Source organism: Zooshikella ganghwensis DSM 15267 (assembly GCF_000428585.1).
Lineage (GTDB): Bacteria > Pseudomonadota > Gammaproteobacteria > Pseudomonadales > Zooshikellaceae > Zooshikella > Zooshikella ganghwensis.
Map to the genome: position 1 here is coordinate 1 of NZ_AUAF01000075.1, position 23,522 is coordinate 23,522.

Genomic DNA, 23,522 nt, shown 5'->3' on the forward strand with positions numbered 1-23,522 from the left:
TATCCCATTAGGCAATTCTAGAAAGCCTTGAAACCATGCTTCCTTGGCCTTACCAAATCGCTCAATAGCAACCCAATCATCTGCTCCACACAACGCAGCACAAATCGTAATAGTAATGATATCAACCAACGTATGACGACGATGGCGTTCAACTCGAGGGTCGTCTAAGTGACTAAAATGATCTGCAATTGTATTATTTTTTTCCAATGTGATGCTCTAAGTCAGTTGCTAATCATCCTATTATACTGATTTTGTTGTATTTTTATATGCGATTGCCCTGCCCTAAAAACGATTCGTGAAGGGTATATCTATCAGTAATGGTGATATGACTCAAACCAAATATAATTTCTGCTAGTTTAGTCCTGGCAAGTTTTAATAGTCTGATTAACTTTAAGACTCCTCTAAAAAACGCACTTTTTGGTAATAGCTGTGTAAGCATTGTATTTGAATCTTCATGTATTCCTTATACATTGCAGCTCTCCGTGCAGCGTTTCTTTGCTCTTGCAAAAAATTGGTGCCTTATATATTTAAAGATTTTTCGACTTATTATGTATACCTATACCCAAAAAAAAGGATTTTAGTGGCAGCCGTCAAGCGAGGAAGCCTCAGGAGGTTATATTAATAAGTGACTGGGCTGGCTGCTAAATGCTCCTCAGCAATAGCACCTGCATTGTTCTACTATATGATATGCGCGTTATATGAGTCTTTTTTGTACTGTAAGTAAATTATGATTTTGAAAATATATCTTTAGCAGAATCTTTTCAAGCATTTGTTGTTTGTCGCCTTTCCTTAAAACTCCACTGCTTAATGGTTTCAGCATTGAGTTTAATCAATAAATTAATAAGACAAAACACGTATTTTACATGCGTATTCTAAAACTATAGTTTAAGCAGAGAGGGTTATAATGGCAGCATTTCAGTTTTATATGCCTACAGTCAATTATATGGGGTATGGCTGTTTGCAAGATGCAGTAAAAGATATTGCCAGCCGCGATTTCAAAAAAGCTTTATTGGTTACTGATCAGGGGCTTTTGAGTACAGGCCTTGTGGATAAAGTAACTACTTTATTCTCGCAGCACGGTTTACAGACGGTTGTATATGATAAAACTCGGCCTAACCCGAACATTACTAATGTTAAAGAAGGACTTCAGCTACTGAAGGATAATCAATGTGATTTTGTTATCTCTTTAGGCGGAGGGTCTCCTCATGACTGCGCTAAAGGTATTGCTTTGGTAGCAACGAATGGTGGCGAGATTAAAGATTATGAGGGGCTGAATAAGTCAGCAAAGCCACAACTGCCTCTTGTTTCTATTAATACCACAGCGGGTACAGCAAGTGAAATAACCCGTTTTAGTATTATTACCAATGAAACAACACATATAAAAATGGCTATTGTGGATAAGCACACAACACCTATTATCTCAGTCAATGATTCAGAGTTGATGATGGGTATGCCAACAGCTCTGACAGCAGCCACTGGTATGGATGCACTAACTCATGCTGTTGAGGCCTATGTTTCAACTATTGCAACACCTGTTACTGATGCCTGTGCATTAAAAGCGATTGAGTTGATTAGTCAGCACTTACGCAATGCTGTGGCTGATGGCCAAAATAAAGAAGCCAGAGAGGGTATGGCCTATGCTCAGTTGTTAGCAGGTATGGCATTTAACAACGCAAGCTTGGGTTATGTTCATGCCATGGCGCATCAATTAGGTGGATTTTATGATCTTCCGCATGGTGTTTGTAATGCAGTGCTTCTGCCGCATGTTCAGGTTTACAATAGTCAAGTATGCCCTGAACGACTAAAAGATGTTGCAAAAGCGATGGGGTGTGATATTCATGACCTTGACGCCAGTGATGCGGCCGCAGCTGCGATAATGGCTATGAAAAAGCTTGCTGCGGATGTCAATATTCCGGCTGGTTTAACAGCGTTAGGTGTAAAACAAGAAGACCTGGCGATACTAGCAGATAATGCATTAAAAGACGCTTGTGGTTTAACCAATCCCAAGCAAGCAACTCATGAAGAGATTGTTGATATTTTTAAAGCTGCGATGTAGCAAACAAAAATAGCAAATAGGGGCCTCTTAATTAAGCTGTTTTCATTAAGAGGCCTGTTTTATTAACTGACCAACAAAGTTTGCTTTCTATTGTCTTGAATGAATAAGTGTGAGCAACTTATCATTGTTAGTGAAGTGTACTCATCTTCTGTTATTCATCTTCTCAGTTCTTCCAGCCTAGCTAATCTAGCTAATTTTCTTCTCTATAATAGCAGCCCGCAAAGTCATTTATTTTGTGTATTGACCCGTAGCGTCATACTGTAAGAAGTTAGATAAATAAATTTACCCATGGTTGGGGCAACTTTGTGGAAATAAAATTGTAAATGTGTGTATTTTTGTGAGGAATGTAAGTACAGCTTCCAGAAAAAAATGAGAACATTGCCAATAATTTATGCTTTACCTTTTTAATTGAGCAGACCTTTCACTGACTATTTTTAGGGTTTGTTGTGGCATTCTTCACCTCAGTTACTTATAGCCATAAGTAACTGGGGCTTTGTCACTTCAAGGCTGGCCTTAAAAAACTTTGTCATGGGTAAAATAAAAAAGAAAAGTATTAATGCTTACAAATTTGAATTGGTTGGCTTTTTAATAAACTTGTCTTCTGTGATGTATTTTATTGCATCACAAATAAGCGTATATGCTCCAAACTAAAAGATGGTACGTGAAGAGGATAGGATAAGTATGTGAAAAAACTCTCACTGAACTTGTTTGGCTTTAGAACATTTTTAACCTTATAACCATTTTTAGCTTTAGAAGTAGTAGGATGCAGTCAATTAGCTTTCATGTAAATCACTGGTACATGTGGACACCTGCGTTAGAGATGGGGAGCCATAGAATTAATTGGCACGAAACTAAACAAGCATTTAAAACAGATAATAAGCACCCAGACTATTCGATTATTCCTGCTGTATATAGACGTCGGTTAAGTTCATTAGGAAAGTTAGGGTTGTATGTAGCCTTAAAATGTTTAGAACAGGTTCAATCTGCCTCCATGCCGTGTGTTTTTGGTTCTCGTCATGGCGATACACAGCGCATGCTGCAAATGTTAAAGGACCTGAGGGAACAAGAATATATTTCACCCATACATTTTAGTCATTCTGTTTATAATGGAACAGCGGGTATTTTATCTATATTGACAAACAATTCATCTGCTATTTCGGCTGTGTCCTCTGGGCGTTCTACATTAGCTGCAGGTTTTTTGGAAGCTTGGTTGCAACTACGATCACAACCAGAAAATGGGTGTGTCTTATTTGTTTATTATGATGAGCCATTAACTGACATGCTAACGGAATTTGCTGACGAGAAGCCCTTTCATGGGGCTTCAGCATGGGTTCTATCACTGCCTGATAATAGGCAAAGTTCTAATATTTCAATGAATTGGCAGACCATTATTAACCCCTTATATGACAAATTATCACAGCCAGAAAAGTTTATGGAATTTTGGTTAGACCCAGAAAAAAAGGAAATGTGTCACACTGAAAGTACAATGCGCTGGAAGTGGGCTAAAGCATGATAAGCAAGTCACATCTCAACTTGAATTATTATTGGCGTATTGTTGCAACGGGTTTTGGCTTTGCATTGTTTGGGATTGGTGGTCTGTTTATTGCCCTGGTAATATTTCCTTTCATTTTAGTCAATGCAAAAAGTAAAGACCAACGAAAGCTTAAGGCGCAAGCACTCATTTCTAAAAGTTTTCGTTTCTTTATTAGTATTTTACGTAGCTTAGGTGTGCTTACTCTTACAACAGCTAATATTGAAAAATTAAAAAGTGATAGTGGTATAATGGTTATTGCCAACCACCCCACGTTATTAGATGTTGTTTTGCTTATTTCTTATCTTCCACGTGTAGACTGTGTAGTGAAAGAAGCATTATGGCATAACCCTTTTTTAAAAAGAGTAGTACAAACAGCTGGTTATATTAGTAATTCAACACCAGAGCAGCTATTAGATGACTGTGTTGATACATTAAAAAGAGGCAATAACTTATTAATATTTCCTGAGGGGACGCGCACTGAACCAGGTAAGCCGGAAGTATTCCGTCGGGGGGCCGCAAATATAGCTCTTAGAGCGCAAGTTGCAGTGCGATTAGTATATATCAGTTGCCAACCCAGTGCATTAAGCAAATCGCATCGTTGGTATCAAGTACCCAAACGCAAAATGCATTTTACAATAAAGGTGGGGGACTGTTTGGAAACAAGTAATTTTATTACAAAAAATGAACCGTTAAGCATTAGTGCCAGACGTTTAACACAGTATTTGCAAAAATGTTATCGCCAAGGGGAAGTATTACATGAATCCGTTGCGTGAAGAATTAAAGCAGCTAATTATTTCGACACTTGAGTTAGAGGATATTTCATCATCTGATATTAACAGTGATGATCCTTTATTTACTAATGGATTGGGGCTTGATTCTATTGATGCATTGGAGCTAGGTCTAGCTTTGAAGAAAAAATACCAAATAAAGCTAGAAGCAAATAATGAACAAAATAAAAAGTTTTTTTACTCAGTTAATACCTTAGCTGAATTTATACAGGCACAACGTAGTGTATAGAAAAGACCAAAAATGCTGGTCACGCTAAGTAAGTCAGCCACTGTATATGAGTAATAAGTAGGTTATATATGGATACAAAACAAGCAATATTTGAACATGTAAAAACAGCACTAGTCGATAAATTTGAAGTCCCTGCTGAGGCAGTTTGTTTGGAAGCGACACTATATGAAGACCTAGATTTGGACAGTATCGATGCTGTTGATTTAATAATCACACTGCAGGACTATACCAAGAAAAAAATACAACCTGAGTCATTTAAACAGGTAAGAACGATTCAAGATCTAATTGAGGCGACTCAACAGTTGATGGATAATTCATAAATAGAAGTCGTTTAATCATGAATAGTGATAACAAGTCACTGAACATGAAGCATTCAACGATGACAAAGTCAAAGCTATACCCAATAAGAAGGGTATATATGTGTGACAAAGTACCTTATGAAAAAAAAACTAGGCTTGTTACTTGGGGTTGTTTTATTTATTTATCCTCTTTGGGTTTACTGGGGAATAAATCACCTTGATTTTCGATGGGTAGCTTTTGTTTTATGTATTTTCTTTATAGTAAGACTGTGGTGTATTCGTAATGTGCTGACCAAAGCTATGAAGACACAACTCTGGTTAGCTTCTATGGTAGGCATAGCAATTACAGGAGGCAGTGCAGTCAGTGCTAATGAGGAATTACTTAGATTCTATCCAGTCTTCGTAAGTATAGGGTTTTTGTGTTGGTTTGCTTTTAGTTTATGGTTTCCACCAACAGTTATAGAGATGTTTGCTCGCTTAAAGAAGCCAGATTTGAGTGAATATGCTGTGCATTACACACGACTTGTTACGATATGGTGGTGCATGTTTTTTATAATTAATGGCACTATTGCGACATGGAGTGCAGCTGAAGGTTCATTGACTTTTTGGGCTATTTATAATGGTTCAATTAGTTATGTATTTATGGGTATTTGGTTTGCCATTGAGTGGGTTTTTCGTAAATGTGTTATAGAGCCAAGGGATAACGAATGAAGGTTGAGCTGCCTAAAGATTTGAGTGAGGTTTTAGTCGATCTGTGTCAGCGGACTGAGCCAGTTTTTGTCTCACTATATGGCGACGAAATAAGATGGCAGGCATTGTTGCATGCTATTAATCATTTACAACAAGAAATACACCATTCGTCAGCGCAGCGTTATGCAATTTACTGTGAAGATATTGTTTTATTTACTGTAGCATTATTCGCAGTTACGTTGGCTAAAAAAGAGGCTGTATTACTTCCCAATGGCCAGCCAGCTTTCTTAGCATCCATTGCGCATGACCTAGATGTGCTATTAACCGATAAAAGCAAAGTACCCAGTATTCTTCCTATTAAAAAAGTTCCATCTATAACACCCTATATAAAACCAAATACTATTACGCCTGCAGTTAAAATTGGTTCTTCAGAATACGATAATTTGAAGATTCACTTTTATACATCAGGTAGTACAGGTCAGCCTAAGCAGGTGACAAAAAATTGGATAAATCTAGTTGAGGAAGTAAAAGCATTGCATCAACGTTGGTCTAGTCAGATAAACGAAGGGTACGTTATAGGCTCTGTATCATTTCAACATATCTATGGTTTTCTTTTTCGCGTGCTTTGGCCGCTTTTTAGTGGACGCCCTATTATTCATGAAACCGTAAGTTATCCAGAGAATTTACTAACCGCTTTAGATAAATTTTCTTCTTTAATTTGGGTGAGCAGTCCAGCTTTGTTAAAGCGTTTTGATATAGATTGCTCTCCTGGAAGCTTAAAAGGCATCAAAGCAATATTTTCTTCTGGTGGTGTTTTACCGCTATTATCCGCACGTCACATTCAGCGCTGTTTTGGCTTTCTTCCTGTTGAAATCTATGGAAGTACAGAAACAGGGGGGATTGCTTATCGGCAGCAAGTCTGTATTGATACACCCTGGCAAAGTTTTCCAACTGTAAATTGGCGAGTGACTGAGAAAGATACACTGAGTATCAATTCTCTCTATATGAGTAATGAGGAATGGTTTGATACTGAGGATAAAGTACAGCCTGTTACCGAAAACACATTTCATTTGCTGGGACGAGTGGATCGCATTGTTAAGATTGAAGAGAAGCGTGTTTCCCTTGTTGAAGTAGAGATATGCTTGGAGAAGCACTCCTTTGTTGAAGATATCGCTGCATTAGCTGTTGATGATCACCGACAGTATTTAGCGTGTATTGTTGTATTGAGTGCATTAGGTGAAGCGTTCCTAAAAGAGCAAGGGAAATTAGCGCTAAATCAAGTTTTTAGAAAATACCTTGAAGGCTATTTTGAAGCTATTGTATTGCCTAAAAAGTGGCAATATGTTGAAGAGTTACCGCTTAGCTCAGAAGGAAAGCTGGTGCACGCTGAGTTACAAAAATGGATACAATGACAATGAATGACCAGCCATTATTGCCTGAAGTAATTGAAGTAAGCAAAAATCATAATGTTGAATTAACAACTATTGATATAAAAATTAATATTAAACCTGATAACTTATTTTTTGAAGGGCACTTTCCTAATATGCCTATACTGCCAGGTGTTGCCCAAGTTCATTGGGTTATGTTATTGGCTAAAGAATATTTATCAGTAACATTTAATGTTCATCGTATTGAAGCCATTAAATTTCAGCGCATTATTCAGCCAAATAGTCAATTAACACTTCAATTAATTGATAATAAGTGTGGAAAGCTTAGTTTTTCTTATAGAGCAGGTGATGTAGTTTATGGTAGCGGACGCATTATCTATGACCAATAATGCCAGTACATTTCGTCCGTGTATTATAATACCCATTTATAATCATGGAGAAACAATTAAGCAAGTAATTGATGATTTATCCTCATTAAATCTGCGTGTCATTATTGTTGATGATGGTAGTGATTTAACCACCCAGTATGCTTTGAAAAAGTTAGTCTCTCAATTTAAATCTGTGAGTGTGACTAGGTTTGATAAAAATAAAGGTAAAGGTGCAGCTCTCATTAGAGCCTTGTCACAAGCTTATATAGAGGGCTTTTCTCACGCATTGCAGGTAGATGCAGATAAGCAACACCACTTACCTGATGCAGTTAAACTGTTAAAAAAAGCAGAGGAAACTCCAGATGCTTTGGTCACTGGGGTACCTATTTATGATAATGATGTACCAAGGTTACGTTTTTATGCTCGTTACCTAACTCACTTTTGGGTTTGGCTAGAAACGCTTTCCTTCGAAATTCAAGACTCTATGATTGGTTTTAGGGTTTACCCAGTTAAAAGCGCCATGAATGTTATTCGACAATGTCGATTACCGCATCGAATGGCATTTGATACAGAAATTATGGTGCGGCTTTTTTGGGAAGGAGTACCCGTTTACTCAATCCCTACTCCTATTTCTTATCCTAAGCAGGGAAAGTCCCACTTTAAAATGTTTTGGGATAATGTCGGCTTAACTATTATGCATACCCGTCTAGTATGTGAAATGCTAGCTCGTTTACCTAAACGAATTATAGGAAAAAATAAAGTTAAACGATCTACTCACTGGAGTTCATTCAAAGAACAAGGTGGTTGGCTGGCATTGACACTTACCTTTTGGACATATCGTTTGCTTGGTGAAAGAGGGTTACGAGGTCTATTATATCCAGTAATTAGTTATTATTACTTGATCTCTTCAAATGCAAGAAAGGTGTCATCAACTTTTTTACAACAAGCATTTGCTTACAAATCAGCAAGTGAGCCTACTCCTGTTGCATTAACTAAATCCAGGCACAGTTTCCTTCATTTTATGCGTTTTGGCGACCAGTTTATTGATAAGGTAGCTATTTGGACAGGGAAAATCAGTAAAGACAATATTGTTATGCATAATGCCGACAGCTTTGTCCATGGTCTTGAGCACGATAAAGGTTGTATTCTTGTATCAAGTCATTATGGCAATAATGATGTTTGTCGGGCAATTACACAGGGCAAGTATGCTCGTAAATTTAACGTACTCGTTCATTCTGAGAATGCGGTTAAATTCAATCAGTTTTTAGCGAAATTAAATCCAGATACGCAAATTAATTTAATAGAAGTCAATACAATAGATATGACTGTTGCCATCAGTCTAAAAGCCAAAGTTGATGCTGGCGAAGTTATCATTGTTGCAGGTGATAGGGTCCCTATCACAGGATCAGAGCGAGTGTTAACTTGTGACTTTTTAGGTAAACCTGCTTCTTTTCCACAAGGAGCTTACTTACTGGGTTTATTGTTAGAATGTCCGATTTTTTTGTTGTTTTGTGCCAAGGATTACAAACAAAAAAAATATCATATGACTTTTAACAAGATTTTTGATGGTGAAAAGATACCTAGAAAAGCACGTAAGGCAACGATCGATATGCATTGTCGTCACTATGTGAAACAGCTTGAAAAGCATGTATTACAGGATCCTCTGCAGTGGTTTAATTTTTTCGATTTTTGGAAGTCGAATAGAGTTGAATCTAAGTATCCTGAAAAAAATCATAAAGGGTGTAGTGTGAATACAACGGACCGTAAGGGTAATTAATTTATTATGAACAAAAAAATAATCACTTTTGGAGAAGCCCCCCTTGTTATCGAGGATATTATCTCATTAGCTCAAGGGAGTGCTTTAGCCTCGCTTAGTAATACAGATGAGTATAATCAAAAAATAAAGGCTGGAGTTGATTATTTACATGCTTTACTGACTAAAGAAGGTGAAATTTATGGTGTTACCACAGGTTATGGTGATTCATGTACAGTTGGTGTTCCACTGAATCGCGTTCATGAGTTACCTATTAACCTGATGCGTTTTCATGGTTGTGGATTAGGTGATGTTTTTTCTGAAGAAGAAAGTGCTGCAATTTTAGCTGCTCGTTTAGCTTCATTAACGCAAGGTTATTCAGGGGTAACACCTGAGTTATTGAGTTTATTAGTATTATTACTCAACAAGCGAGTATTACCCATTATTCCTCAGGAAGGTTCTGTGGGCGCGAGTGGAGATTTGACACCATTATCATATGTTGCAGCGGTGTTAATGGGAGAGCGTGAAGTTTGGTATCAAGGACAACGATTACCGACAGTAGATGTATTTGAGCAGTTGAATATTCGCAGCATATGCTTGCAGCCTAAAGAAGGCTTGGCCATTATGAATGGTACGGCAGTAATGACTGCTTTGGCATGTCTTGCATATAGCCGTGCTACTTATTTGTCAAAACTCACGACACGTATTACAGCAATGATGTCTATTGCTTTAGGTGGAAACCCTTATCACTTTGCTGAAGGGTTGTTTGCAGTTAAACCTCACCAAGGTCAAAACCAAATTGCAGCCTGGTTAAGAGCCGATCTAGCTGTGGCGGATAAACACGATACTGAAAAAAGACTACAGGACCGTTACTCCTTACGCTGTGCTCCCCATGTTATTGGTGTTTTACAAGATGCACTGCCTTGGTTTAGACAGTTTATTGAAACAGAATTAAATAGTGCAAATGATAACCCCATTGTCGATGGTATTAACGAGCGCATTTACCATGGAGGTCATTTCTATGGAGGACATATTGCCTTTGCTATGGACAGTATGAAGCAGGCCATTGCGAACCTTGCTGATTTGCTTGATCGACAAATTGCTCTGATTATGGATACGAAGTTTAACCAAGGACTTCCTGCGAACTTATCTGCGGCAACTTCATCTCATGCAATGATTAACCATGGTTTGAAAGCTGTGCAAATTGGAGCTTCCGCTTGGACTGCTGAAGCGTTGAAATTAACAATGCCAGCAAGTGTTTTTTCTCGGTCAACAGAGTGCCACAACCAGGATAAAGTCAGTATGGGAACAATTGCCGCGCGTGATTGTTTACGTGTATTACAGTTAACTGAGCAAGTTGCTGCTGCAGGTTTGTTAGCTGTTCGTCAGGCGATAGGTATTCGTCATCAACAAAAAGATACAGATGATAGTACGTTAACATTTCGAGTGCAGGAAATGTATGAGGCATTAACTGAAGATGTTGAGTTTATTGTTGAAGATCGTCCGTTAGAAACGGAGCTAAGATCACTGACATTAGCTATTCAAAAGCAGAAGTGGTGCTTATATGAAGCATGATGTTTATACATCTTTTCAAACTCATTGCTTATCAGTTGAAACCTTAATTAATGTACCTTTTTTTGATGTCGATTCCATGGGTGTTACTTGGCATGGTCATTATTTAAAGTACTTTGAACTAGGGCGATGTGATTTATTAAAAAAAATAGATTATACCTATCAGCAAATGAAAGCGTCTAATTATATTTGGCCTATTGTTGATTTACGCATTAAATATATTAAATCTGCTCGATTTGATCAGGTCTTGAAAGTAATTACTGAGCTTGTTGAGTATGAACATCGCTTAAAGCTTTCATACAAAATTGTGGATGTGGACGGAGAGCTGTTAACTAAAGCCACTACCATACAAATGGCTGTTGATATGATGACGGGAGAAACACTTTTCTGTTCTCCTGAAATATTAATAGAAAAGGTTAAGGCTTATTATGCTGCGCAGTAAAGTAATTGCTTTTTTGGTTTTATTTTTTGTCTCGCTACCTTTTATTACCAAAGCAGCTTCTACTAAAAATGAGGCATTTTGGCAATATTGGCAGAATCAAATGTTAGCGAAAAGCCTTTCTGGAAAATTTTTACAAGAAAAGCACATTGCTGTATTAAGAAAACCACTAGTATCTAAAGGTACATTTAAAGTTGAGAGTGATAAGGTTGATTGGATGATTACCTTTCCCATTACAAAGCATTTTACCTTTGATCAGAACGGTATCGTTGATCACTTAAAGTCGACCAATCAAGCAAATGTAATCAGTAATGATCAGGCGCTAAAGCAGTTTAGTGCTATATTTAGGCCGTTGTTTACTGGAGATAAAACTCAATTACAGCAGTTTTTTTCTATTAATATCAGAAAACTAAGCGAAGATAAATGGGAGTTAGACTTACGTCCTAAGGATGAGTTATTACGTAAAGGGTTAGTTAATGTTGAGCTTGTGATTAATCAGGTAGTTAACATTATCCGTATTACTGAAACAAATGGTGACAAGACTTTGATTAAGTTACTTGATGTACAGACAGTTAGTACACCAAATTGAAAGTCAGGTTAGATGATTTATGAAGTTGAGGTTTTTTAGCTGGCTATTCATTTTATTCATTGTTTGTGCTTTATTCATAGTAAAGCTACTGCAAGGTAATGTGATTGAAACTAATATCATGGCACTGCTCCCAAAAACAGAGCAACAGCCAGATATTAGCCAGCTATCGTCAAAATATATAAGCAGTCATAATTCAAAGGTAGTTTTTTTACTTGGTCATAAGGATAAAGCACAAGCTATTCAGGTAGCAGAGGCATTTGCCCATAAACTTCGTCAAAGTGAGTTATGGAAAAATACAGTACTACGTCATGATCACTCGAAGCAACAGGCTTTCTACAGCTTTTATTACTCGTATCGTTATCATCGATTAACCACCAGGCAGCAACAAGCGCTTGAAACAAGAACGCTTGCTGAGTGGGAAGGTGCTATTCAGCAGCAGCTGCTGAATCCTGCACATATGATTAGTAGTAGTTTACTTCAAAGTGATCCTCTATTTTTATTAAAAGAACAACTTCAACAGTTAACCCCGGCTACTAATAATCATTTTTCAATTGTGGATAACTTGCTGATAGCAGAAGCCGATGGTATCTACTATGTATTAATGAATTCAGAAGTCACGTTTGATGTATTTAATTTAAGGTTGCAAAAACAAGCTGTTGAGAGTGTAGAAAGGTGGGTTGATCAGCTTAAAAGTCAATATGTTTCAACAGAAGTTGTATACTCTGGTGTTTTATTTCACGCAGAGGCAGGTGCCAGGAATGCGCAGTCCGATATTAGCTTTATAAGTATCATTTCACTGATTGGTATTTTTATTTTGTCGAGTGCTATTTTCCGCTCTTTGCAGCCTATTGGATGTTGTTTGTTAACGATAAGTGTGGGGATACTGGTTGCATTTACTCTGACTAGCTACTTGTTTGATAAAGTTCATTGGTTAACCTTAGTTTTTGGGGCTAGTTTAATTGGTATTTCAGTTGATTATACTTTTCATTTTTTTACTGCGCGTCAGGCTGAGGAAACTAACTTTTCGCCTATGCGAGTTATTAAAAGAATTACACCTGCTGTTGGATTAGGTATGTTTTCCAGTGTGATTGGTTATACGCCAATGATGACAGCTCCTTTTCCGGGTATAGTACAAATTGGCTTTTTTTCAGCAGTTGGTTTACTTTCAGCATTTTTGACAGTTATTTTATTTTTACCTTATTTATGTCAGCAGCCCAGCAAAAATAAAGGCTTTCTAAACCTGAGCTTTTTTATTTCCTTACACCAATATCATTTACAATGTGCTTCAAAAACACTGTTATGGACAATGATGATATTGAGTTTAGCAGGAGCTGCAGTCTTATTCACTAAGTTGCCTGTGAATGACGATATTCGGTTATTACAACAGCTTTCCTCTGAGCGCCAGCAGCATGATCAAAAATTAAAGTCACTGACAGGGCAAAATCTGATTAATCAGTTTTATATTGTAACAGCAAAGACAGAAGAGCAACTATTACAGAAACAGGAAAAGTTGTTAACTGAACTTATACCACTGATAAAACAGGGAGTATTAAGCCATGTCAGTAGTGTTGCACAGTGGGTTCCTTCAAAGCAGCAGCAAATACATAATTTAAAGTTATTACAGCAAAATATGCCACCAGAACAACTCGACCAGTTGTTAAGTAAATTAGGATATACAAAAGACGCAAAACAAAAGGCATTGCAAATATATCAGTCAAAAACTCAATTAACTTCATTTAATAGTGATTCTGAAGCCTCATCCTTGTTAACAGTACGTCATTGGCTGTCAAGTCCAGTGAGTCAATATGTTAGTGCTTTATGGCTTGGTAAGTATACACAGGGCTATGCTGCGGTGATGCAATTAGTGGATGTTAAGGATATAACTGTAGTACGTGACTTAGCAAGTAAAGACTCAGGTATATATTTCATTAGTAAAGCGGATGATATTACAACTGTGCTATCTCGCTATCGGCACCTTATCGTTAAACTGGCATTTATAGCTTACTTATTTATTTTTTTATTCTTGGGCTGGCGCTATGGGTGGTTGAAAGCATTACTTATTATACTACCACCGTTAACGGCAGCATTAACGGCAATAGCTTTAGTGGGAACCTTTCTTCAGCCAATAAATTTATTCAATATTTTGGCATTTATTTTGATAATGGGGGTAGGAATTGATTATACAGTATTCTTGCAAGAAGATAAAAAACATCGTTTAAGCACTTATATTGCAATTTTACTATCAGCAGGTACCACAGTTTTAGCCTTCGGTTTACTATCGTTAAGTTCTACTAATGCAGTTCAAACTTTTGGCTTTACGGTTCTAATAGGTATTTCGTTAGCCTTTATTTGGGCACCCTGCAGTTTGAGGAAAAAGATTAGTCACTCTCTAACTGAAAATGATGTTAATCAACAGGCTAAGAGGCACTCGTTATGAAGAATATGCTTTTGCAACCCGGTAAGCAGTCTGTTGATGTGTTAATTATCGGAGCAGGACCTGCTGGTTGTGTTGCTGCTGCCTATCTTTTAGAACAGGGGATAACGGTCAAAATACTCGAAAAAAGCCAATTTCCTCGTTTTTCTATTGGTGAAAGTTTATTGCCACAAACGATGGAGATATTACAGCAGACTAACTTATTACAGCCTGTCATAGAGGCTGGATTTCAATATAAAAATGGAGCGATATTTCGTTGGCAGGACGCGCAGGTTGAGTTTGATTTTAGGGAAAAATTTTCACCAGGCTGGGGGATAACATATCAGGTCCAGCGTGATAAATTTGACTCAATACTTGCCAGTCAAGTTGAAAGTAAAGGTGCAGAAGTCATTTATCAAGCCACAGTCAAACATATTGACTATATAGATGGTGGAGTTCGTGTTGCTTGGTATGATGGTGATGGTAATGTTCACTCTGAAACAACTCAATTTATTTTGGATGCCAGTGGCTTTGGGCGTGTACTCCCTAAATTATTAAAGATTGAAGAGTCCTCAAGCTTGCCATTTCGGCAGTCGTTATTTACCCATGTTATTGATCAAATACCCTTAACAAGATTTGATCGGAATAAAATTATTATTACAGTGCATCCTCAGGATACTCAGACATGGATGTGGTTAATCCCTTTTGCTGATGGATCTTCGTCGTTGGGTGCTGTTGCTACTCCTGAATTTTATCAACAATTTGCGGGATTAAGTCCCGATCAAATGCTTGAACGTATTTGTCATGCAGATTCTTATTTATCAAATCTTTTAAAAGGAGCACGTAATAAATATTCTGTAAGGCAGATAGGGGGTTACTCATCTAGTGTTAAATCTTATTACGGTGATCGATATGCTCTGCTGGGTAATGCCGGTGAATTTTTAGATCCTGTTTTTTCTTCAGGAGTGACTATTGCCTTTAAGTCAGCTCAATTAGCATGTGATGTTTTAACAAGGCAATTTTCAGGGGAGCCTGTTTGTTGGCAGCAACAGTTTGTAGAGCCTCTGTTAGGAGGTATAGATACTTTTAGAGCATTTGTGGATGCTTGGTATGCAGGAACATTATTACCAATATTGTGTTATCCCAACAAGGACCCTGATGTAACTGCAATGATTAGTTCTGTATTAGCAGGTTATGCTTGGGATACGCGTAATCCTGTAGTACAGGATGCACGAAAATTTCTACGACTTATCTCAGGGTTATGCCAGTGATGAATGTCTATTTATTGGGTAAAATAATGGCACAGCTAAAAATGTACTTTTTTCAAATAAAAAAGGCTGTTAACGATAATGTGCTTAATGCTCGGTTGTTACTTTTAATATGCTGTTGTTTTTTATTTGCTGGTTGTAATCACTGGTCTGAAAGAAGTGAAGTCAATAGACTGAGTAATAATAATGATTCCTCAAAGGAGTTTACGCCAACCCTATTACCAGGATTAATGTGGATTAAAAAGCCTTTTGTACTGACTCAAAATATATCAATCCTGTTTAAAGATAAACAGCTTTCATTGCTAACACAAACAGAAGTAACACCTAAACGGATTACAATTGTAGGGCTAAGCCACTTAGGACAGCATTTATTTACGGTATCGTATAATGGAAAGGATATTGAGAAAAAGTATTATTTACCTGAAGAACCAGTAGACTTAAGTTATATCATGCAGGATTTTTTGTGGGTTTATGCCCCTCTGTCGGTCTTACAGCAACGTTTACAGGTAAAAGGTTATTTAATTCGTGATGAAATTGTTGCATCTCAACAGAGCAATCAATTAAGCGAAGTGAATGAATCAAGTGCCTTAAAGAAACGTTTTATTAATTCTCAGCAGCAACAAACAGTCATCAGTTATCGGCAACGTCGACCTAATCAGTGGGATGTTCAATTAAAGAGTTCAGTTCGTCACTATGAAGTACAAATTATAACAGTGGAGCAACAGCAATTATGAGCTCATCTCAGTTTGGTTTAACTGCTGTGGGTATGACTTGTAGCCTGGGTAGTGATTTATCACAAATAGCTGCGCGATTATTCAGTGGTTGGCAGCAGGGAATAAAACCATCTTGTCAGTTCACCCCTGATAAAGAAATAGCCGTGGCGGCTGTTAATGATGTACTACCTGCAATAGAGCTTACCGATAAACAATACCACTGTCGAAATAGTCAGCTTTTGCAAGCTGCAATTTTGCAAATAGCTGATCAAGTAGCTGAATTGTGTCAACGGTATGGCGCTGACCGCATAGGTGTTGTTGTTGGTTCAAGTACAGCAGGCGTTTGGGAAGTAGAAAAGGCAGTTGCCTGTTATCAGCAAACGAATAAGTTACCTGATGTATTCCATTATACACAGCAGGAAATGGGAAGTGTTGCAGCATTTGTAGCACAAAGTCTATCACTATCAGGAATTGCCTATACGGTTTCTACAGCCTGCTCTTCCAGTGCAAATGTATTTGCCAGTGCCCAACAACTCATTAAAAGTAATTTGTGTGATGCGGTGATTGTTGGGGGAGCAGACAGTTTGTGTCAATTAACCGTGAATGGTTTTATGAGTTTAGAGTCTGTTGCAAAAGGTGTTTGTAATCCTTTCAGCTTGAATCGATCAGGTATTACCTTGGGTGAAGGTGCTGCTTTGATGGTAATGGAACGTGAACCTGCAGAGATTAACTTTTTAGGTGCAGGTGCTGCATCGGATGCGCATCATATATCTGCACCGCATCCTGAGGGTGATGGCGCTAAGCTGGCAATAAAGCGAGCACTGCAAAATGCAGAGATTGATGCAACGGATGTAGACTATGTTAATTTACATGGTACGGGTACCCAGCAAAATGATGCGATGGAAAGCTTAGCCATGCAGGCTATTTTTTCTCAGGGTGTTCCTGCTAGCTCAACCAAAGGCATGACTGGGCATACATTAGGTGCTGCTGGTGCGATTGAGGCAGCTATTTGCTGGTTAACATTATCAAAATCCTATAATCCTAAACGTTTATTGCCCCCTCATCTTTGGGATCACTGTTTGGATCCTCAACTACCCTCATTAGCGCTGGTAAAAGCCAATACTTCGTTGAATTCCTTAAATGTTACCATGAGCAATTCATTTGCCTTTGGTGGTAATAATGTCAGTCTGTTATTTGGAGTGAGCTAATGGATGTGACAGCTATTCCTATCACGAAACTTATTCCGCATCGTCAGCCAATGTGTTTAATTGATAGCGTTGTTGCATTTGCTGATAAAACGATAGTAGCTGCGTTTACGGTGAATACGAATAATATTTTTTTAACCGATGAAGGTTATGTGCCGATATGGGTTGGGCTAGAGTATATGGCCCAAACTATTGCGACTTATACAGGACTAAATCATTACCTCAAGTGTGAACCTATAAAACCTGGGTTTTTACTAGGTACACGTCGTCTTGAAACTAAGGTCGCAGGTCTTTTTCTGCAACATACTTATTGGGTTACCGCGACTGAAGTCTATGATGACAATGGATTAAGTGTTTTTGAGTCCATAGTGTACCCCGCTCAAACTGAAAATAACCCCTTAGCTGAAAAATCGAAAGTTGATAAATGGCTAGCGCGTGCTTCAGTTAATGTTTTTCAACCCGATGATCCTTCTCAGATGCTACAGCAGTCAGTGTTATGAATAAAAGTGTATTAATTACAGGTGCAAGTCGCGGTATTGGTAAAGCAACAGCTGTCATGCTCGCCCAACAAGGGTATGAAGTTGTTATTAATTATCGCGTAGGCAAACAGGCGGCAGAAAAAGTATTAGCAGATATTTTGGCTCAGGGCGGGCGAGGGCGACTGTTACCGTTTGATATTAGCGACCGTAGTCAGGTACAACAGGCTATTGAAAACGATATGGCTGAGCATGGTGTTTATTATGCTGTGGTGTGTAATGCTGGAGTGAATAGTGATAATGCTTTTCCGGCAATGGCTCCTGAGCAGTGGGATAGTGTTTTAAGTACTAATCTAGATGGTTTTTATAATGTATTACACCCTGTGATCATGCCTATGGTTCGGCAACGTCAGCCGGCTCGTATTGTTACATTATCATCAGTGTCTGGTGTGCAAGGTAATCGAGGACAGGTGAATTATAGTGCGGCTAAAGCAGGGATAATTGGGGCGACAAAAGCCCTGGCATTAGAGCTTGCAAAGCGCAAAATAACAGTTAACTGTGTTGCACCGGGCTTGATTGATACGGATATGACCGAGGCTGTGAGTGACCAGCTGTTAAAGGAAATACCTGCTAAGCGAGCTGGCTCTGCAGAAGAAGTAGCCGCAACTATTGCATTTTTAATTTCACCTGCGGCTGCTTACATTACTCGACAAGTGATTTGTGTTGATGGAGGGTTGAGCGGATGAAGCGTGTTGTTGTTACAGGAATGTCTGCCTTAACCTCACTGGGAGATAATTGGGAAAGTGTGCTATCGGCTTTACGCGCTAAAAAAACAGGTATTTGCCAAATGCCTAGCTGGGAGCAATATGAGGGGTTGCTGACTAATCTTGCTGCACCTGTCGTAGATTTTACATTGCCAAAACATTACACCCGTAAAAAAACGCGCAGTATGGGTCGGGTATCGCAAATGGCAACATTAACCGCTGAACGTGCTTTAGACCAAGCAAAATTACTAGAATCTGAGCAAATCAGTTCTGGGACAATGGGTATTGCTTACGGTTCATCAGTAGGGAGTACATCGCCTATGGTGGGTTTTGGTCGTATGTTAAGTGATCATACGACACAAGGTATTACTGGGACCAGTTATATACAGATGATGAACCATACTGCTGCAGTCAATATGGGGTTATTTTTTGGCATTAAAGGACGAATAATTCCAACTAGCAGTGCCTGTACATCAGGTAGTCAAGGACTGGGTTTTGCCTATGAAGCTATTAAATATGGCTTGCAACCATTAATGCTTGCTGGTGGCGCTGAAGAGTTATGTCCAACGGAAGCGGCAATTTTTGATACCTTATATGCAACAAGTACATGCAATGATACTCCACAGTTAACCCCAAGACCATTTGATAAAAATAGAGATGGGCTAGTGATTGGAGAAGGGGCCTGTACTTTTGTTTTAGAGGACTTAGACCATGCATTGCGTCGTGGTGCGACGATTATTGCAGAAGTGGTTGGTTTTGCCACAAATTCTGATGGTGCGCATGTAACTCAGCCTCATGCCTCGCAAATGGCAGAAGCAATGCGCATTGCGCTTAGTGATGCAGGGCTGACTGCGTCAGAAATTGATTATATTTGTGCTCATGGTACAGCTACTACGCGAGGTGACATTGCGGAGAGCCAGGCAACATATGATGTATTTGGTGGTAATACGCCTATTAGCTCATTAAAAAGTTATTTTGGCCATACTTTGGGGGCATGTGGGGCTATAGAAGCATGGCTATCTATTAACATGATGCAGGAAGAATGGTTTGCTCCAACAGTCAACCTTGTTAATCCTGATCCAGAATGTGCACCTCTGAATTATATTATGAGTGATGGTATGGTACGACACTGCCAGTACGTAATGAGCAATAATTTTGCGTTTGGTGGGATTAATACATCACTGATTTTCAAGCGTTGGCTTGGCGAGTAAGTAGTTAAACTCTTTCCTGGATTTCATTAAAACTGAGCTGAATCCTTCTCCATCAGGAGATGATGGAGAAGAAAACAGTTGCAACGTGTAGTGCCTAAAGTGCGAAGTCTTTAAGCTTTTTCAGAGGCCGAACTTTAACTTGCATAGAAGCTGGCTTGGCTTTAAACATCATTTCTTCTCCCGTGAAAGGATTGACACCTTTACGGGCTTTAACTGCTGGCTTTTTCTTAGTTGTGATTTTGAGAAGGCCTGGAAGGGTGAATTCACCACAACCACGTTTTTTGATATGACGCTCAATTACCTCGCTTAGTCCATCAAGTACGTTAGAAACATCCTTTTTGGTAAGGCCAGTGTTTTCGGCAATTTCATTAAGGATTTGTGTTTTCGTGTAGCGTTCTGTGATTGCTGTTGCTTTCTTGGCTGCGGCCATGACATTACCCCTTCATTAGAGTTACAAGGAAAAAATAATACAACTATTGGTTTATGACAATTAGAAAAACAATTCTTTGAGTTAAATTTTGTTTTCTTAGTAGTTTTGTGAAAGCTGTAATAGTAATAGCTTAGCTTAGTAAGTGTCTATCTTACTAGAAAAAGGCGCAACCTTTAGTCTTGTTCACTGGCTTATATTTGCTTGTACAGTAGATAGTCATTGTATGAAAGATGACAGTTTGAGTGTATTGTTTGAGCTATTTTTGGGGTTAATTAGGACCTTATGAGAAGTGTTGGACATGATTATTTCGCTCTTTAAGCATTTGTATAGTTACATTGTGGGGGTAGCAAAGGCTAGTACAAAGCTTCGGTCATAGTACAAAAGTTTCGTTTCCTTTAGGCAGATTGTGGGTATCTGTTTAGCCAATTATGTGTCATAAAGGGCACTGCAGGGATAGCCAGTGGCCTATTTCATTTTTATACTTGTCTTGCCAAAGCTTTGCTGCATCCATATAAGAGTGCCGGTCATACTCATACAAAGCAGATGCTTCAGAGATCATTTGATTAGTAAAACTGATACGTTTTATAAGCTCAAATGCACAAGGCCATACTTCAGGGAATCGCTTTGATACTGCTTTTTTTAGCCAGCCATTTTTAGGGTTGCCGCAATCCATTGTTTCATAGGGGTTTGGTCCCCACTTAGGGTCAGATGTGCAGGATGGCTCATAAGGAGGAAACTCGACAAAACGACCTTCTATACGACTTTCTACCCAGTTCGGTGTCCAGTTGAAAATGAGTAAAGGTGTTTGTTTTTTTATAGCCAGTAAAATGGTTGGCTTAAAGGCTTCGCCACCAATTTTCTTTAATAAAAAGTTAAGTTTGAGAGCGCGGATACGCTTACCCTCTCGTTTATCCCAGGGCCCCATAATATAAACACCTTTTTCGCCTGAATAGTCCATGATAAAAAGGTGGGAGCAGCTATTCAGCGATTTCCAGTTAGGTAAGCCTTTACACATCTTTTCAACATATGCTGGATACCACCACTCTTCTCTTGTCATTGCGCTGTGGTTTCCTGCATCAATGATAAGTTTTTGTTCAACCATTCGTAAAAAGTCTCTGGCCATAGAGCCTTCCCAGACTTCAAGTTGTAAATCTATTTCTCCTAGGCGAATGGCTCCCCATTGTTTAGCGGTGCTTATTTCTCGATAAAAAATGTTATAGCCTTGCTTTTCCAGCAAGTTACCAATCGCATAAGATAGTACAATTTGACTAGCCCAGTCGTTTAGGGCAATGGTTATATGGGCAGGCTTTTGATCTTGAGCCGCAGATGTTATAGGTAAATAGTATAAGAATATAAAAAGTATTGGGTATATTTTCATAAGAGAAAGATCTTAAGCTGTGTATTCAATTTGCAAAGAAAAAATGCTTTAAAACTTATAGGTTAGCAAAAGAGTACATCACCCTATACCTTAGATGGATCAATTGTTACATTGTCATCTATAGTGCTAATTCTAATAGGTTAGCGAAGCTGCGCTAATGGACGCATCAGTAAGATTTGTTGTCATAACTAAAGTTGGATCACGAAAGGTATACCAGTTTTACAGTTGGTTGGAAGAAGATTCTGAAGATTAACTACTTGATAGCTATCCCTAAAGATATTTCGCTGTGGGTGTATTATACTGTTTAGTTGAATAAGTATTAGGCGTATTAATGGATGAAATTTTGGTGTGAAATATTAATGTAATGGGTATATTTGCGGAAGATGTTTAGTGTAATAAATATTTTAATAAAGCAAAAGGATATTGCCGAGCTACTCAGCTTGAGAGTGAAAAGGAAACTTTGTAATGTACTCATCACAAGAATATATCCAAAACGCTACGCATAGAGGTCGAGTATTAATTGTTGATGATGACCCATTAAACCTTAAGATGCTACATCATATCTTGCGAGACGATTATGATGTTTTTATTGCAAATAATGGAAAACAAGCTCTTAATTTTTGTAAAAAGGAAGAGATGCCTGATTTAATTTTACTTGATGTTGTTATGCCAGGTGTAAATGGCTTAGATGTTTGTAAATGCTTGAAAAGTAATGAGTCTACCGAAGATATACCCGTTATATTTATCACATCCCAAAATACTATTGAACAGGAAAATATGTGTTGGGTTGTTGGCTGTACCGATTTTATTCCTAAACCTGTAAATCATTTAACACTTAAGCATCGGGTGAGAACTCATTTAATGATGAAACGTCAAGCTGAGCTACTGAAAAAGTACGCTTGGCGTGATGGTTTAACAGGTGTTTGTAATAGAAGATATTTTGATGAGCATTTTAAAAAAGAATGGCGAAGGTGTATGCGCAGTGTGGCACCTTTATCATTAATCATGTTTGATATTGATTATTTTAAAAGTTATAACGATACCTATGGCCATCTAAAAGGTGATACATGCTTGTGTCGTGTGGCTGAAACTATAGCAAGAAGACCACAGCGGGCAGGAGATCTAACAGCCAGATATGGTGGAGAAGAATTTGCGGTTATTTTACCTGAAACATCATTACAAGGGGCTGTTTTTCTCGCAAAGGCTATTGGCGAAGAAGTACAAGCACTAAATATATCTCACTCATCATCAGCAGCTAGTAAAAAAATTACACTAAGTGCTGGTGTCGCGACAGTAATACCTGATAAAAGCACTCAACCCGCTCACTTAATTCAAGATGCGGATGCTCAGTTATATCGTGCTAAACGCAATGGTAGAGCACAGGTTTGTAGCACTTTAAATGAGAGTAACTTTGTTTATGTCAATAGTATACCCTTTACGAATCATTTATAGGGTTTGTTGTTCGTGTTTTTGACCATCAGTGTGGAGGGAATGCAGTTTATGCTGTGTCTTCCCATCGCTTATTATTGTAATCACCCAACAGCGCTCTTTATCAATTAAATGCGCTACCTATAAATATTCATGGCTGACTGTAAATGAATACTATAATTTAAGGTGTTTCACTATTAGTGAGCATGCTATAGCTCTGGCTTGTTTAAACTAAATTATATCAATACTCTAGACACTTTTACGCAGCCATAGCCCCATAGTCACTCATCTGTTTATACACTTGAGCGACTTTTTGAATACTTAAGCTTAACCCTAACTTGTCAAAAAGTTTTTCCATTAAGTGTTGATTAAATTTTTTTACGTTTCCATGAGACAATTGAAATTACTGTTCTATCATTACTTCCTTTTAATAGCTGATCCTCTAACTTCAAGACATTAAGTGCTGATAATGAAGCATTTAAATGAGTATGTGTGGCTTCTTTTTTACGTGACTGACAGTGGGTGAATCCT

23 protein-coding genes are annotated in these 23,522 nt (G+C 38.2%); 20 read left to right on the forward strand and 3 right to left on the reverse strand.

Translation table 11 applies throughout. The features are described 5' to 3' along the window. The coding region (locus F607_RS30010; protein ID WP_420864436.1) for a transposase family protein at positions 1-213 on the reverse strand (213 nt) is incomplete at its 3' end. A 691-nt stretch (positions 214-904) separates the two neighbouring features. On the opposite strand from F607_RS30010, the gene yiaY reads away from it, so the two are divergent. From yiaY to F607_RS0115645, 19 genes are all read left to right on the forward strand, one after another. Further along, positions 905-2,056 (forward strand): L-threonine dehydrogenase, encoded by a 1,152-nt coding sequence (gene yiaY / locus F607_RS0115550; protein WP_027708827.1) that lies wholly within the window; start codon positions 905-907, stop codon positions 2,054-2,056. Between the two features lie 763 nt (positions 2,057-2,819). Next, positions 2,820-3,569: a beta-ketoacyl synthase chain length factor gene (locus F607_RS32940; RefSeq protein ID WP_051311540.1), complete on the forward strand. Its 750-nt coding sequence runs from the start codon at positions 2,820-2,822 to the stop codon at positions 3,567-3,569. Continuing rightward, entirely contained in the window at positions 3,566-4,363 is a 798-nt protein-coding gene (locus F607_RS0115565) for a lysophospholipid acyltransferase family protein (RefSeq protein ID WP_027708829.1), read from the forward strand. The genes F607_RS32940 and F607_RS0115565 overlap by 4 nt, the downstream gene beginning before the upstream one ends. Continuing rightward, entirely contained in the window at positions 4,347-4,607 is a 261-nt protein-coding gene (locus tag F607_RS0115570) for a phosphopantetheine-binding protein (protein ID WP_027708830.1), read from the forward strand. Before F607_RS0115565 ends, F607_RS0115570 begins: the two co-directional genes overlap by 17 nt. 68 nt (positions 4,608-4,675) lie before the next feature. Further along, positions 4,676-4,927 carry an acyl carrier protein gene (locus F607_RS0115575; protein ID WP_027708831.1) on the forward strand — a complete coding sequence of 84 codons (252 nt, stop codon included), beginning with the start codon at positions 4,676-4,678 and terminating at the stop codon, positions 4,925-4,927. 117 nt (positions 4,928-5,044) lie between these two features. After that, positions 5,045-5,617 carry a COG4648 family protein gene (locus F607_RS0115580; protein ID WP_027708832.1) on the forward strand — a complete coding sequence of 191 codons (573 nt, stop codon included), beginning with the start codon at positions 5,045-5,047 and terminating at the stop codon, positions 5,615-5,617. Further along, on the forward strand, positions 5,614-7,008 hold the full coding sequence (locus tag F607_RS30020) for an AMP-binding protein (protein ID WP_051311541.1): 1,395 nt from the start codon (positions 5,614-5,616) through the stop codon (positions 7,006-7,008). Before F607_RS0115580 ends, F607_RS30020 begins: the two co-directional genes overlap by 4 nt. Beyond that, positions 6,996-7,373, forward strand: a complete 378-nt coding sequence (locus F607_RS0115590; RefSeq protein ID WP_027708833.1) for an ApeI family dehydratase — start codon at positions 6,996-6,998, stop codon at positions 7,371-7,373. The genes F607_RS30020 and F607_RS0115590 overlap by 13 nt, the downstream gene beginning before the upstream one ends. After that, entirely contained in the window at positions 7,342-9,129 is a 1,788-nt protein-coding gene (locus F607_RS30025; RefSeq protein ID WP_084611270.1) for a glycosyltransferase family 2 protein, read from the forward strand. The genes F607_RS0115590 and F607_RS30025 overlap by 32 nt, the downstream gene beginning before the upstream one ends. 6 nt (positions 9,130-9,135) lie before the next feature. Further along, positions 9,136-10,680 carry an HAL/PAL/TAL family ammonia-lyase gene (locus F607_RS0115600; RefSeq protein WP_027708834.1) on the forward strand — a complete coding sequence of 515 codons (1,545 nt, stop codon included), beginning with the start codon at positions 9,136-9,138 and terminating at the stop codon, positions 10,678-10,680. Further along, positions 10,670-11,119: an acyl-CoA thioesterase gene (locus F607_RS0115605; RefSeq protein ID WP_051311543.1), complete on the forward strand. Its 450-nt coding sequence runs from the start codon at positions 10,670-10,672 to the stop codon at positions 11,117-11,119. Before F607_RS0115600 ends, F607_RS0115605 begins: the two co-directional genes overlap by 11 nt. After that, a complete protein-coding gene (locus F607_RS0115610; RefSeq protein WP_027708836.1) occupies positions 11,106-11,705 on the forward strand; it encodes an outer membrane lipoprotein carrier protein LolA in 600 nt (199 codons plus the stop codon). The genes F607_RS0115605 and F607_RS0115610 overlap by 14 nt, the downstream gene beginning before the upstream one ends. 19 nt (positions 11,706-11,724) lie before the next feature. Next, positions 11,725-14,142: an MMPL family transporter gene (locus tag F607_RS0115615; RefSeq protein ID WP_027708837.1), complete on the forward strand. Its 2,418-nt coding sequence runs from the start codon at positions 11,725-11,727 to the stop codon at positions 14,140-14,142. Next, on the forward strand, positions 14,139-15,389 hold the full coding sequence (locus F607_RS0115620) for an NAD(P)/FAD-dependent oxidoreductase (protein WP_084611271.1): 1,251 nt from the start codon (positions 14,139-14,141) through the stop codon (positions 15,387-15,389). The genes F607_RS0115615 and F607_RS0115620 overlap by 4 nt, the downstream gene beginning before the upstream one ends. Further along, positions 15,389-16,120 (forward strand): DUF3261 domain-containing protein, encoded by a 732-nt coding sequence (locus F607_RS0115625; protein ID WP_027708839.1) that lies wholly within the window; start codon positions 15,389-15,391, stop codon positions 16,118-16,120. Before F607_RS0115620 ends, F607_RS0115625 begins: the two co-directional genes overlap by 1 nt. Further along, on the forward strand, positions 16,117-17,307 hold the full coding sequence (locus tag F607_RS0115630; protein WP_027708840.1) for a beta-ketoacyl-[acyl-carrier-protein] synthase family protein: 1,191 nt from the start codon (positions 16,117-16,119) through the stop codon (positions 17,305-17,307). The genes F607_RS0115625 and F607_RS0115630 overlap by 4 nt, the downstream gene beginning before the upstream one ends. Next, positions 17,307-17,804: a hotdog family protein gene (locus F607_RS30030; protein WP_051311544.1), complete on the forward strand. Its 498-nt coding sequence runs from the start codon at positions 17,307-17,309 to the stop codon at positions 17,802-17,804. Before F607_RS0115630 ends, F607_RS30030 begins: the two co-directional genes overlap by 1 nt. Continuing rightward, positions 17,801-18,526 carry a 3-oxoacyl-ACP reductase FabG gene (gene fabG, locus F607_RS0115640; protein WP_027708841.1) on the forward strand — a complete coding sequence of 242 codons (726 nt, stop codon included), beginning with the start codon at positions 17,801-17,803 and terminating at the stop codon, positions 18,524-18,526. Before F607_RS30030 ends, fabG begins: the two co-directional genes overlap by 4 nt. Further along, a complete protein-coding gene (locus tag F607_RS0115645) occupies positions 18,523-19,755 on the forward strand; it encodes a beta-ketoacyl-ACP synthase (protein WP_027708842.1) in 1,233 nt (410 codons plus the stop codon). Before fabG ends, F607_RS0115645 begins: the two co-directional genes overlap by 4 nt. Before the next feature lie 94 nt (positions 19,756-19,849). Here F607_RS0115645 and F607_RS0115650 read toward each other — a convergent pair whose 3' ends face one another. Both F607_RS0115650 and F607_RS0115655 read right to left on the reverse strand, forming a co-directional pair. Beyond that, positions 19,850-20,185, reverse strand: coding sequence for an HU family DNA-binding protein (locus tag F607_RS0115650; protein WP_027708843.1), 336 nt, complete (start codon positions 20,183-20,185; stop codon positions 19,850-19,852). Between the two features lie 433 nt (positions 20,186-20,618). After that, positions 20,619-21,563, reverse strand: a complete 945-nt coding sequence (locus F607_RS0115655) for an ABC transporter substrate-binding protein (RefSeq protein ID WP_027708844.1) — start codon at positions 21,561-21,563, stop codon at positions 20,619-20,621. A gap of 465 nt (positions 21,564-22,028) precedes the next feature. On the opposite strand from F607_RS0115655, the gene F607_RS30035 reads away from it, so the two are divergent. Continuing rightward, a complete protein-coding gene (locus tag F607_RS30035; protein ID WP_051311545.1) occupies positions 22,029-23,015 on the forward strand; it encodes a GGDEF domain-containing response regulator in 987 nt (328 codons plus the stop codon). The last annotated feature ends 507 nt before the right edge of the window (positions 23,016-23,522 follow it).